The organism is Streptomyces sp. NBC_01431 (assembly GCF_036231355.1).
Taxonomy (GTDB): domain Bacteria; phylum Actinomycetota; class Actinomycetes; order Streptomycetales; family Streptomycetaceae; genus Streptomyces.
Genome location: NZ_CP109496.1, coordinates 4,770,559 through 4,783,188, shown reverse-complemented (window position 1 = coordinate 4,783,188; position 12,630 = coordinate 4,770,559). Strand labels below are relative to the sequence as shown.

The following is a 12,630-nucleotide window of genomic DNA, read 5'->3' as shown; positions in this document are numbered from 1 at the left end:
ACGGCGAGAACGAGACGCCCCGGGGCGCCGGGACGGGGGGCTAGTGTCGGCCCCTGTGACTGAATCCCCCTCCCATCTCACTGCCACAGCCGATGCGTACGACGCCGTCGCCGTCCTCTACGCGGAGCTCTTCCGCGACGCGTACGCCGAGTTGCCGCTGGACCGCGCGATGCTTGCGGCGTTCGCCGATTCCGTACGGACGGCGGGCGCCGGGCCTGTCGCCGAGCTGGGGTGCGGCCCCGGCCATGTGACGGCGCACTTGCGGGACCTGGGGCTGGACGTCTTCGGCGTCGACCTGTCGCCGGTGATGATCGATCTGGCCCGCCGGGCCTACCCGGACCTGCGCTTCGAAGTGGTTTCGATGGACGCCTTGGACCTGGCCGCCGGCACACTGGCCGGCATCGCGTCCTGGTACTCGGTCATCCACACCCCGCCGCACGAAATACCGTCGTACATAGACGAGTTCGGTCGCTTGCTGGCTCCGGGCGGCCACCTTCTGCTCGCCTTCTTCGAGTCCGAGGGCGATCCGGTGACGGCGTTCGACCACAAGGTGACGACGGCCTACCGGTGGCCGATCGACGACCTGGCCGCACTGGCACGCGAGGCGGGCTTCGCGGAAGTCGGACGGATGCTGCGCGAGCCCCGCGAAGGAGAGCGGTTCCGGCGCGGCCACCTGCTGATGCGCAAGCGGTAGCGGTAGCGGTAGGCGGTAGCGGTAGGCGGTAGCGGCGGCGACGGCGACGGCGACGGCGACGGCGACGGGCTATACCGGCAGCGGCAGGCAGTAGGCGGCAGACGGCAACAACAGCGGCAAGCGGCAGCGGCAAGCGGCGGCAGCAGGCTGTACCGGTAGCGGCAGGGGGTAGCAGCAGGGGCAGGCGGTAGCGGCAGGCGGTCCCAGTAGCTGCCACCACCCCCAGCGGCCCGCACCGCCGGGCGCACGGCTCGCCCGCCGCCCCTTGTGCTGAACCGGTACGAATCCCCCCGGCCGCAAGTGTTCGTCGTCCGGCGTGCCGGTGTGTCTGGTGTGCTGGGCGCATGCCACGCATGACCGCACGCAGCCGGCACGAGGCACACCGCGCCTCGACTCCGCTGGAGCTGTTCTTCGATCTCTGTTTCGTCGTCGCCGTCGCCCAGGCCGGCGCCCGGCTCGTCCACGCGCTCGCGGAGGGGCACGTGGGCGCCGGCCTCGCCGGGTACGCGGCCGTGTTCTTCGCCATTTGGTGGGCGTGGATGAACTTCACGTGGTTCGCCTCGGCGTACGACACCGACGACACCCTGTACCGAGTCGTGACGCTCGTCCAGATCACCGGTGTGCTGATCCTCGCCGCCGGGGTGCCCCGCGCCTTCGACGACCACGATTTCACGATCTCTGTCATCGGGTACGTGGTGATGCGGCTCGCGATGACCAGCCAGTGGCTGCGGGCCGCCGCGTCCTGCCGGGACCGCGCCGAACGCCAGGTGTGTCTGCGGTACGCGGCGGGCATCGTGGTGTGCCAGCTCGGCTGGGTCGGCATGCTGTTCGTGCCGGAGTCGGCCCGCAGCTGGGTGTTCCCCCTGCTGGTACTCGCCGAGTTGTCCGTGCCGGTGATCGCCGAACAGCGGCGCAGTACCAGCTGGCATCCGCACCACATCGCCGAGCGGTACGGCCTGTTCACGCTGATCGTGCTGGGCGAGACGGTGTCCGCGGCCACCATCGCCGTACAGGAGGCGCTCGACGAGCACGACGAGCTGGGCGATCTGCTGCCGCTGGCGGCGGGCGGGTTGTTGATCGTGTTCGCGGCCTGGTGGATCTACTTCGCCGTCCCCATTCACCACCACCTCTCCTCCAACCGGCAGGGTTTCGTGTGGGGTTACGGCCACTATGTGGTGCTCGCGTCAGCCGCCGCGATCGGCGCGGGCATCGAGGTCGCGGTCGAGCAGACCGTCGGCAAGGCCCACATCTCGACGGCGGCGGCCGCCTCGGCCGTGACGGTCCCGGCCTCGCTGTTCATGCTGACGGTGTGGCTGCTGCACTCCCGCCACTTCAAGCAGGGCCTCGCCCAGCAACTGACGCTGCCGGTGGCCGCGTTGGTGATTCTGCTGTGTACGTTCGCGGGCCGTGCGGCGGTGCCGCTGGCGGGTGGTGTGGCGGCGCTGACCGTGGCGGTGGGGGTGACGCTGAAGGGTCGTCGGCCGGAGCGGACCGGCCCGGCCTGAGGACCCGCTCCCTCATCCCGTCGGGACCGCCCGGCGAAGGGGGACGCGTCCGGCCTCGTGGGCCAGAATCGGCCGCATGCGCTATTTCCTGCTGGGGCCGCTCCGCATCGAAGGCCCCGAAGCCGTCCCCGCCGGGGCGCGTCTGCGCTCGCTGCTCGCGTTCCTGCTACTGAACGCCGGGCGGACGGTCCCGGCCGGCCGGCTCGTGGACGCGCTGTACGGGGACGAGCCGCCGGTCGGGGCCACCAACGCCCTTCAGTCGCAGGTCTCCCGGCTGCGCAGGACCCTGGCCATCGAGCACGGCCCGGCCGGATACCGCCTCGCGGCCGACCCGGACGACGTGGACGTACTCCGCTTCGAACGGCTGGCCAGGGACGGCGCGCGGGCCCGGGAGGCGGGCGATGCGGGGCGTGCGGCGGTACTCCTTCGCGAGGCGCTGGGACTGTGGCGCGGGCCCGCGCTCGTGGACGTGGCGGACGCTCCGTTCGCCGCCGCGCAGAGCGCCCGCCTGGAGGAGCTGCGGGCGGCCGCCGTCGAGGAGCGGGCCGAGGCCGAACTCGCCCTGGGCACCGACCCGGCCGAGCTGCTGGGGTGGCTGCGCGAGGCGGTGGCGGCGCATCCCCTGCGGGAACGGCTGCGGGGTCAGCTGATGCGGGCCCTGCGGCGTGCCGGGCGGCCGGCCGAGGCGCTTGCCGAGTACGAGCGGGCCCGCGAGCTGCTGGCCGGGGAACTCGGCACCGACCCGTCCCCCGAGCTCGCGGCCGTGCACCTGTCCATCCTGCGCGGCGAGCAGTCTCCCCCGCCGCCCTCGTCCCGGCTCCCCGCCCAGCTGACGTCGTTCGTCGGCCGTGACGACGAACTGACCGCCCTGATCGCCCTGTTGGGGGCGTCGCGCCTCGTCACGCTGATCGGGACGGGCGGCGCCGGCAAGACCAGGCTCGCCCTGGAGGCCGCGGCGCGGCTGCCCGGCGAGGTGTGCTTCGTCGACCTGACGTCCGCGACCGGGGCGGTCTCCGCCGTCCGCACCGCCCTCGGCCTCCGCGACACCGGCCCCCTTGCCGGCACTGGTACCGGGACGGGCACCGGCACCCGCACAGGTACAGGCACCGGCACCGGCACCGAAACAGACGCGGACACCCACACCCCCACCCACACCCGCACTGGCCCCAGCGGCGGCGATGCGGAGGCAGCCCTCGTCACCGCGCTCCAGGACCGCAACCTGCTCCTCGTCCTTGACAACTGTGAGCAGATCATCGAGGAGGCCGCCCTCCTCGCCCACCGACTGCTCTCCCGCTGCCCCGGTCTGCGCATCCTGGCCACCAGCCGCGAAGCGCTCGGCATAACTGGTGAGTCCCTGCGCCCGCTCGGCTCCCTAGCCACAGCATCGGCCGTACGCCTCTTCACTGATCGGGCGACGGCGGTCCAGCCGGGCTTCACCCCGGATGGCCCCAACTCCCCACTCCTGCAACGCATTTGCACGGATCTGGACGGCCTCCCGCTGGCGATCGAGCTGGCGGCGGCCCGGCTGAGGCAGCTGCCGCTGTCCGAGATCGCGAGCCGCCTGGACGACCGCTTCGGGCTCCTGTCGCGCGGCGACCGCACCAAGCCCGCCCGGCACCGCACCCTTCGCGCGGTGGTCGAGTGGAGCTGGTCGCTGCTGAGTGATCGGGAGCGGGAGTTCGCGGCACAGCTGACCGTCTTCGCGGGCGGCGCGACAGCGGAGGCGGCCGCTCTGGTCTGCGGCGCGGGCCCCGACGCGGACGACCTGCTCGCCTCCCTCTGCGACAAGTCACTGGTGGAGGCAGGACAGGGCCGGTACCGCATGCTGGAGACGATCCGGGCGTACGCTGCCAAGCAACTGCCGTTCCTCGAACGCGAGTTGACGGCCCGAGCCCACACTGCACACTTCCTCGACCTGGCCGAGATGGCCGACCCGGAGCTGCGGTCATCAGGTCAACTCCGGTGGCTGGAGCGGCTTTCCGCGGAGCACGCGAACCTTCGGGCGGCGCTGGTCAGGTCTGTCGGGGTGGCCGGATCGGCGGACGGGGCAGACCACCCCCGCGCCCTCCGCCTCATCGCCGCCCTGTCCTCCTTCTGGTGGCTGCGAGGCCTGCGCGGGGACGTGGCCCCCGTCGCCGCCGACATGCTGCGTGCCCTCGACGGCCGCGTACCGGAGGGGTTCGAGGAGGAGTACGTGCTGTGTGTGCTGGCGGCTGGGGCGGGCGGAGCCGCGTCCGGGGCGGACCTGGCGCGGGCCGGGCGGATCGTGGCTCAGCGGGACCGGGCGTTCCGGCAGCCGTTCACCGCGTTCCTGTGGGCGATCTCGGCGGGCCCGTCGGCCGCGGCCGAGCGGCCCGAGCTGACCGGCGACGACCCCTGGTCGCAGGCGCTCGCCCGCGCGGGCGCGGGGCATCTGCACCTCTTCCACTCCCGCGTCGAGGAGGCTTCGCGCGATCTGTCGGCGGCGCTCAGCGCCTTCCGCGAGCTGGGTGAACGCTGGGGCACGGCAACCACCCTGACAGGACTGGCCGCAGTCCTCGCCGCCCAGGGCGACCGGGAAACCGCGCTGGCCCGCACCGGCGAGGCACTGGCGCTGTTCCGGGAGATCGGCGTCTGGGAGGACATCGCCGACCTGCACGTCCAGCGGGCCGAACTCCTGGAAGCGATGGGCGACTTGGCGGGCGGGCAGCAGGAGCGGGAGTGGGCGCGGACCGCGGCACGACGGGCGGGGGTCATCAGGTGACAGCCACACGCGGGGTCGCCCGCTGACGGTACCCCGTCCCCCGGTCAGCGCGCGGTGCGCGAGCGGTCAGCGGCCCCGGCGAGAGTCGTTCTCGCCGGGCGGGAGAGCCCGGCGCAGACCGCGGAGCCAGTCCACGGAGGCAGTCCACGGAAGCGGCCCACCTCCGACACCGCACCGGCCACCACACAGGGGAGCATCACCATGTCCGACCACATCACGTCCGACGGCACCACACCCGACCACACCATGTGCAACCGCCCCACGCCCGACCACACGACCCCCACCCTCCCCGCCCTCCCCCTCACACTGCGCGGCAAGACCGCGCTCGTCACCGGGGCCTCTCGGGGGATCGGGCGGGGCATCGCGTTGCGGCTCGGCGGCGAAGGGGCGCTCGTGGTGGTCCACTACGGGAACGACGGCGCCGCCGCCCAGCAGACCGTGGACGCGATCGTGGCGAACGGCGGGCGGGCCTTCGCCGTCGGCGCCGACCTGGGAAGCGTCGAGGGTGTCGAGCGGCTCGCCGACGCCGTGCGCAGCGGGCTGCGCGCCCACACCGGCGAGGAGTCGCTCGACGTCCTCGTGAACAACGCCGCCCTGGGCGGTGCGCACCGGCCCTTCGGCGCGACGGGGCCCGACCTCTTCGACCGGCTCTTCGCGGTGAACGTACGAGCGCCGTTCTTCCTCGTACAAAAGCTGCTGCCGAGCCTGCGCGACGGTGGGCGGATCATCAACATCGGTTCCGCCGTGACCCGGATCGCGCTCGGCGAGGAGTTGGCGTACGCGATGACGAAGGGCGCGATGGAGACGTTCACGCGGACGCTGGCGAACGAGGCGGGGGCGCGGCGGATCACCGTCAATACGGTCGCGCCGGGGCCGACCGAGACCGACCGGACCCGCGCCTTTCTGCGCTCGTCACCGGAGATGGAGGCGATGATGCTGAAGGGCCAGGCGATGCCGTGGATCGGGCAGCCCGACGACATCGCGGGACCGGTCGCGTTCCTCGCCTCGGACGACGGACGCTGGGTCACCGGGCACGTGCTCGACGCCACGGGCGGCACCTATCTCGGACCGAAGTTCTGACCGAACCGGCGTGGTAGGGATGGGGGTTATGAAGAGCTCCCTCGCCGATGTGCCCGGGTTCCGGGTCGGTCACGCGGCCGTTCCCGGACCGGACGCGCTGAGCGGTACGACCGTCGTGCTCGCCCCGATCGGCGGCGCCGTCGCGGCGGTCGACGTGCGCGGGGGCGGCCCCGGTACGCGGGAGACCGACGCGCTGGACCCGAAGAACGTCGTCGAGCGCATCGACGCCGTGGTGCTGACCGGCGGCAGTGCGTACGGACTCGACGCGGCGGCCGGGGTGATGGCCTGGCTGGAAGAGCATGAACGCGGGGTCCGGGTGGGGCCCGAGCCGCACCAGGTGGTGCCGGTGGTGCCCGCGGCCTGCGTGTTCGATCTGGGTCGCGGCGGCGACTGGCGGGCCAGGCCCGATGCTTCGGTGGGCCGGGCGGCCGTGGAGGCGGCCGGCACCGAGGTCGGCGAGGGCAGCGTGGGCGCGGGGACCGGGGCGGTGGTCGGCGGGCTCAAGGGCGGCGTCGGCACGGCGAGCGTCACGCTCGCCTCGGGTGCGACGGTGGGTGCGCTCGTCGTCGCGAACGCGGTCGGCTCGGCCGTCGACCCGGCGAACGGGGTGCTGTACGGGGAGTACGGGGCGGGGCCCGTCCAACTCCCCTCCCGTGACGTTCACTTGGCGGCGCTTGAGCGGTTGGCGCGGGCGCGCGCGACGAGCGGGCTGCCGCCGCTCAACACCACGCTCGCGGTGGTGGCCACCGACGCCCGGCTCAGCAGGCCACAGGCCCAGAAGCTCGCCGGGACCTCACACGACGGGCTGGCCCGCGCGATCCGCCCCGTCCACCTGATGCACGACGGGGACACGGTGTTCGCGCTGGCGACCGGCACCCACAACGCCGGCGCCGAGGCGGCGCTGGGCCCCGAGGAGGTGAACCACGTTCTGGCCGCCGGGGCGGATGTCGTGGCGCAGGCGATCGTGCGGGCGGTGCGGGCCGCCGAAAGCATCGAGGGACCCGGGGGAACTTTTCCCTCTTATGGGGATCTGTACGGGAGTTGAGACCTCGTAACACCTCGGATGTGAGGGGCCTCACACCCGATTCCCGCAACCATTCACCCATTTGGGTGCTCTATGCACGTACTGGATTTTATCCCGCAGTACATCACGCAGACATGGAGCAGCCCGTGACACCGCCGGCGTCGGACTACGCAGCGCAGCCTCAGCAGTTCAGCATCCCGCGCCCCGCGCGTCCGCTTGCCCGGCGCCGCGCCCGGCTGATCGCCGGAGCGGCCGGCCTGCTGGTCGGCGCGCTCGCCCTGACCGCTTGCAGCGGCGACGCGAAGGCGAGCGACAGCTCCAAGGACGGCAAGGGCACGGACGCCTCGGCCGCCAAGGACGCCTCGACGCTGAAGATCACCATCTCCGCGAAGGACGGCTCGACCAACGCCTCCATCAACGACGTCACCGTCAAGGCGGAGGGCGGCAAGCTGTCCGACGTGACGATGACCGAGGTGCAGGGCGGCAAGGCGGTGCCCGGCGCGCTCGCGGCCGACGGGCTCTCCTGGAAGCCGGCCGGCAAGGTCGAGCGCGGCACCCAGTACAAGATCACCGCGAACGGCAAGGACGACAAGGGCCGGGCCGCGACGGAGAACTCGCAGTTCTCCACCGTTTCGGCGAAGGACAGCTTCATCGCCAACTACACCCCCGACGACGGCTCCACGGTCGGTGTCGGCATGCCGGTGTCCTTCAACTTCAACAAGGACATCACCAACAAGAAGGACGTCCTCTCCCACATCACGGTGACCAGCAGCAGCGGGCAGCAGGTCGTCGGGCACTGGTTCAACTCGCAGCGCCTCGACTTCCGCCCCGAGGAGTACTGGAAGGCCGGGTCCAAGGTGACGATGAAGATCGACCTGGACAAGGTGGAGGGCGCCAAGGGCATCTACGGCGTGCAGTCGAAGGAAGTCAACTTCACCATCGGCCGCAACCAGGTCTCCACCGTCGACGTGAAGACGCAGGAGATGACCGTTCAGCAGGACGGCAAGACCATCAAGACGATTCCGGTGTCGACCGGAAGCTCCGAACACCCCACCTACAACGGGCAGATGGTGATCTCGGAGAAGTTCACCCAGACCCGCATGAACGGTGACAGCGTGGGCTTCGGCGGCGAGTACGACATCAAGGACGTGCCGCACGCGATGCGCCTGTCCACCTCGGGCACCTTCATCCACGGCAACTACTGGGGCGACCCGTCGGTGTTCGGCAACGACGGCACCAGCCACGGCTGCGTCGGCATGAAGGACGTGAAGGGCGCCGCCGGCGACACTCCGGCCAAGTGGATGTTCGACCACAGCCTGATCGGTGACGTGGTCGTCGTGAAGGGCTCGCCGGACAAGACCATCGCACCGGACAACGGTCTGAACGGCTGGAACCTGCCCTGGGCGCAGTGGACGGCGGACAGCACCTCCTGACCAACCGCCGCTGCCCTGCGGCGACTTCTCCGGCCGGCCCCTCCACCGCGAGGCGCCGGCCGGAGAAATTTTCGGCCATGCCCGCTGCGCGAACCGCGATCAGGGGCTACGTTGAGCACCTTCTACGTGACCAACAGCGACGGCCGGGAGAAGCCTTGGTGCGCAATGTGCCCAACCAGAGTGGCGGCGAGGGCGAGCGAGGGACCGGCGGCGAGTCGGTCGAGGAGCAGCTGACCGGCCTACTCGGGCGCGCGCTGAACTCGTTCGACCTCCCCGACGAACTGATCGAACGCCTCGACTCGGCCCTGGCGCACACCACGTCGCTGCACTCCTCGCTGCACACCTCAGCGCAGGGCCCGGCCGGCCACCGCCTGAGCCGCGAGACGTACCGGCACTGCTACCTCCTCCTGGACGGCAGCACCATCACCCTGTGGGAGCTGGCCCACCACGACGGCCGCGAGTACGCCCATGAGGTGTACGCGGCCGAGGAGGACGCCCACATCGCCGCGGCACGCCTGCACGGCCGGGCGCTGCCGCCGGAGTCGACCCGAGTGGCGGACGAACTCCGCCGTGGAGGCGGCGAGTTCGGTAGTGCCGACGCCTCCGGCTCGCTCGCGGACTTCGAAGGGGGCTGGGAGGCCGGGTTCGGCCCCGATGTCCTCACCGAGCCGGACGGCGCCTCGCTCGGCACCGGCCCCGGCAGCGACCTCGCGCTGCTCGCCGCGCTGAGCGCCGCCCCACTCCCCCGCCTCTACGCCCCGGACGACTCGGCGGACCACGCGCGCCGGCTGCTGCGCCGCGCCGAGAACCCGGACCGCCCCGGCGAGCACACCGCGCGGCGGCTGCGCTCCGCGCACGCGCACCAGATCACCCAGGCGTTCGGCAGCCACTGCCACGCGGCGGGCCGCGACGCCGGGTTCGTACTGTACGAGCACGCGTTCCTGCTGCTCGACGGCAGCGAGCTGAGCCTGTGGGAGGTCGAGCACACGGCGACTCCGGACGGCCGCCACATGTGCGAGGTGTACGCGACCGAGCAGGCGGCCCGTACCGCCATGGAGCGCCGCGCCCGCGTGAGTTGAGGCCGAAGAGGCCTCTCCCGGGACTCGACGGGCCTCGTCGGGCCTCGTCGGGTCAGGAACGGCGGGGGTCGAGCTGGCGGATGAGGCCCGCGAACGCGTCCCGCTCCGCCTGGGTGAGCGCCACGGCCTCCTGCGCGGGCGGCCCGGCCTGCCGTCCCACCGCCCGCAGGGTGCGCATCGCACGCCACTCGGCCCGGTCGGCGCGCTCGCGACGCAGGATGCGGACCAGGCCGACGACCCAGGCGACACTCGCCGCGGCGAGCACGGAAAGGCCTATCTGCTGAATGATCGTGATGTTCTGAGCCACGCGCCCCAGTAGACAACACGGGCCGGGGCTTACGGCAGAGTCTGTCAGGACTTTGGTCCCCAAGTGGTACAAGTCACGCCATGCCAGACAGGAGCCGACACAAGGCGACAGGAGCCGACAGGAGCCGCGGGTCAGCCCCCGGCGACCCGGCGGTCCCGGCGGCGCCGCCTGATGGACGCCATGTACGTGGCCGGTGACACGGCGTTCGACAGCTTCCGCTACAGCGGGCCCGAGGACCCGGCGCTCACCGCCAAGCGCTGGCAGGTCCGCGATGGAAAGGTCACCTACTCCATCGACGGCCGTGAACTGTTCAGCAGCGGCAGCAAGTACTTCCCGCGCGAGCGCACCGGCATCCACTTCAGCGCGTGGCTCGTCGACCTTCCGTTCAAGGGCCCGCGCTCCTGGGACATGAAGGTCAACTGGCTCTACTACCAGGCAGGTCAGGCGGTGTCCCCTGCCGGAGGTCCAGAAGGCGGTGGACGGTTTCTACGCCGGCGGCACGCCGTACCTCAACACCCTGCCCAAGTCCTGACTCCGCGCCGCCGCAGGCACGCGGAAGCCCCGGCCCACCGAAGGACCGGGGCTCCTGTGTCGCCGGGGTCGTTCAGGCGGCCACCGCGACCTTCGGCTCCGGCATCGCCGGGGCGGGGTCCGCGGACTGCCCGCGCAGGCCCTTGAGGAGGACGACCAGGCTCGCGCTCACCGCCGTGCCCGCCGCGATCGCCAGCAGGTACAGGAACGCGTTGCCGATCAGCGGGATCACGAAGATGCCGCCGTGCGGCGCCCGCAGCGTGCAGCCGAAAGCCATCGACAGGGCGCCGGTGACCGCGCCACCCGCCATCGCCGACGGGATGACCCGGAGCGGGTCGGCCGCGGCGAACGGGATCGCGCCCTCGGTGATGAAGGACGCCCCAAGCACCCAGGCCGCCTTGCCGTTCTCCCGCTCGGTACGGGTGAACAGGCTGCCCCGTACGGTCGTCGCGAGCGCCATCGCCAGCGGCGGGACCATGCCCGCGGCCATCACGGCCGCCATCACCTTGAAGCTGCCGTCGGTCCCGGCGGCGAGCCCGCCGACCGCGAAGGTGTACGCCACTTTGTTGAGCGGGCCGCCCAGGTCGAAGCACATCATCAGGCCCAGGACCACGCCGAGGGTGATCGCGTTGGCGCCGGAGAGCCCGTTGAGCCAACTGGTCAGCGCGGACTGGAGCTTGGCGATCGGCGCGCCTATGACCAGGAACATCAGGAAGCCGACGAGCGCCGAGGAGACCAGCGGGATCACCACCACCGGCATGATGCCGCGCAGCGGCGCCGGGATCCGCGCCTTCTGGATCGCCATCACCACGGCGCCCGCGATCAGACCCGCGGCGAGGCCGCCGAGGAAGCCCGCCTTGATGGTGACGGCTATCGCGCCGCCGACGAAGCCGGGCACCAGGCCGGGCCGGTCCGCCATGCCGTACGCGATGTAGCCCGCCAGGACCGGCACGAGGAAGCCGAAGGCGAGCCCGCCGACCTGGAAGAGCAGCGCGGCCCAGCTGGTGGCGTCGGTCCAGACGAAGTGCTCCATGACGGAGGGCGCCTCGTTGATCTTGTAGCCGCCGATGGCGAAGCCGAGCGCGATGAGCAGACCGCCCGCGGCGACGAACGGCACCATGTAACTGACGCCGGACATCAGCCACTTGCGGAGCTTGGTGCCGTAGCCCTCGCCCGGCTCCCCGGCCGCCTCCACGGGAGAGGGCCTGGTGCCCGCCGCGGTGATGTCGCCGCGGGCCGCCTTCTCGCGCACCTCGGCGATCAGCTGGGCGGGCCGGTTGATGCCCGCCTTCACGCCGACGTCGACGGTGGGTTTACCGGCGAAGCGCTCCTTGTCCCGTACGGGCACGTCGTGCGCGAAGACCACGCCGTCGGCCGCCGCGATGACCGCCGGGTCGAGCCGGGTGAACCCTGCCGAGCCCTGCGTCTCGACGACCACCTCCACGCCCTCGGCATGCCCTGCCTTCTCCAGTGACTCCGCCGCCATATAGGTGTGGGCGATGCCGGTGGGACAGGAGGTGACGGCCACGATCCGGAACGGACGAGCTTCAGGGGTGGGCGTCTCCGTGAGGTCCTGGATCTCCGCGGTGTCCGAGGTCTGCGAGGTCTGCGAGCTGCCCTGGATCTCTGGGGCCCCCGGTGTCTGCGGGGTCTGCGAACCGCCCTGGATCTCCGGGGTGTCCGGGGTGTCCGGGGTGTCCGGGGTGTCCGGGGTGTCCGAGCCACCCGGGATCTTTGGGGTCTGCGGCGTCTCCGGTTCCGCCGCTTCTCCCGCGATCAGCGCCGCCGCCTGAGCCGCGGTGGACACCGAGCGCAGCGCGGTCGTGAAGTCGGTGTCCATCAGCTGGCGGGCCAGGCTCGACAGGATCGTCAGATGGGCGTCGTCCGCGCCCGCCGGGGCCGCGATGAGGAAGATGAGGTCGGCCGGGCCGTCCGGCGCCCCGAAGTCGATTCCGGCGGCGCTGCGGCCGAAGGCGAGGGTCGGTTCGGTGACGTGCGCGCTGCGGCAGTGCGGGATGCCGATGCCGCCGTCCAGGCCGGTCGGCATCTGGGCCTCGCGGGCGGCCACGTCGGCGAGGAAGCCTTCGAGGTCGCTGACGCGGCCGAGGGCGACCATCCGCTCGGCGAGCGAACGGGCCGCCGCCTCCTTGGAGTTGGCGGCCAGGTCGAGTTCGAGGTCGACCAGTTCCGCGGTGATCATCTGGCTCATCGCGGGCTCCTTTGCGCGCAGAGGG

General features: G+C 71.9%; 9 protein-coding genes. 7 read left to right on the top strand and 2 right to left on the bottom strand.

Annotation, left to right across the window (positions count from 1 at the left end; translation table 11 throughout):
- Positions 1-55 precede the first annotated feature (55 nt).
- The 7 genes from OG522_RS22070 to OG522_RS22040 all read left to right on the top strand — a co-directional run bounded on the left by OG522_RS22070 (position 56) and on the right by OG522_RS22040 (position 9,558).
- Positions 56-694 (top strand): class I SAM-dependent DNA methyltransferase, encoded by a 639-nt coding sequence (locus tag OG522_RS22070; protein WP_329464730.1) that lies wholly within the window; start codon positions 56-58, stop codon positions 692-694.
- Positions 695-1,038: 344 nt separating this feature from the next.
- A complete protein-coding gene (locus OG522_RS22065) occupies positions 1,039-2,199 on the top strand; it encodes a low temperature requirement protein A (protein ID WP_329464729.1) in 1,161 nt (386 codons plus the stop codon).
- A gap of 76 nt (positions 2,200-2,275) precedes the next feature.
- Positions 2,276-4,942 carry a BTAD domain-containing putative transcriptional regulator gene (locus OG522_RS22060; protein ID WP_329464728.1) on the top strand — a complete coding sequence of 889 codons (2,667 nt, stop codon included), beginning with the start codon at positions 2,276-2,278 and terminating at the stop codon, positions 4,940-4,942.
- Between the two features lie 201 nt (positions 4,943-5,143).
- A complete protein-coding gene (locus OG522_RS22055; RefSeq protein ID WP_329464727.1) occupies positions 5,144-6,022 on the top strand; it encodes an SDR family oxidoreductase in 879 nt (292 codons plus the stop codon).
- 28 nt (positions 6,023-6,050) lie between these two features.
- Positions 6,051-7,067 carry a P1 family peptidase gene (locus tag OG522_RS22050; protein WP_329464726.1) on the top strand — a complete coding sequence of 339 codons (1,017 nt, stop codon included), beginning with the start codon at positions 6,051-6,053 and terminating at the stop codon, positions 7,065-7,067.
- Positions 7,068-7,180: 113 nt separating this feature from the next.
- A complete protein-coding gene (locus OG522_RS22045; protein WP_329464725.1) occupies positions 7,181-8,479 on the top strand; it encodes a L,D-transpeptidase in 1,299 nt (432 codons plus the stop codon).
- Between the two features lie 158 nt (positions 8,480-8,637).
- Positions 8,638-9,558, top strand: a complete 921-nt coding sequence (locus OG522_RS22040; RefSeq protein ID WP_329464724.1) for a DUF6227 family protein — start codon at positions 8,638-8,640, stop codon at positions 9,556-9,558.
- A 52-nt stretch (positions 9,559-9,610) separates the two neighbouring features.
- On the opposite strand, the gene OG522_RS22035 is transcribed toward OG522_RS22040, so the two are convergent.
- Together OG522_RS22035 and OG522_RS22030 are read right to left on the bottom strand one after the other, a co-directional pair.
- A complete protein-coding gene (locus OG522_RS22035) occupies positions 9,611-9,865 on the bottom strand; it encodes a hypothetical protein (protein ID WP_329464723.1) in 255 nt (84 codons plus the stop codon).
- A gap of 604 nt (positions 9,866-10,469) precedes the next feature.
- Positions 10,470-12,605: a PTS fructose transporter subunit IIABC gene (locus tag OG522_RS22030; protein WP_329464722.1), complete on the bottom strand. Its 2,136-nt coding sequence runs from the start codon at positions 12,603-12,605 to the stop codon at positions 10,470-10,472.
- Between the last annotated feature and the right edge of the window lie 25 nt (positions 12,606-12,630).

Coding starts and splice junctions, on each gene's coding strand:
- OG522_RS22065 (WP_329464729.1), top strand. CDS start 1,039: ATGCCACGCATGACCGCACGCAGCCGGCACGAGGCACACCGCGCCTCG.
- OG522_RS22060 (WP_329464728.1), top strand. CDS start 2,276: ATGCGCTATTTCCTGCTGGGGCCGCTCCGCATCGAAGGCCCCGAAGCC.
- OG522_RS22055 (WP_329464727.1), top strand. CDS start 5,144: ATGTCCGACCACATCACGTCCGACGGCACCACACCCGACCACACCATG.
- OG522_RS22050 (WP_329464726.1), top strand. CDS start 6,051: ATGAAGAGCTCCCTCGCCGATGTGCCCGGGTTCCGGGTCGGTCACGCG.
- OG522_RS22045 (WP_329464725.1), top strand. CDS start 7,181: ATGGAGCAGCCCGTGACACCGCCGGCGTCGGACTACGCAGCGCAGCCT.
- OG522_RS22030 (WP_329464722.1), bottom strand. CDS start 12,605: ATGAGCCAGATGATCACCGCGGAACTGGTCGACCTCGAACTCGACCTG.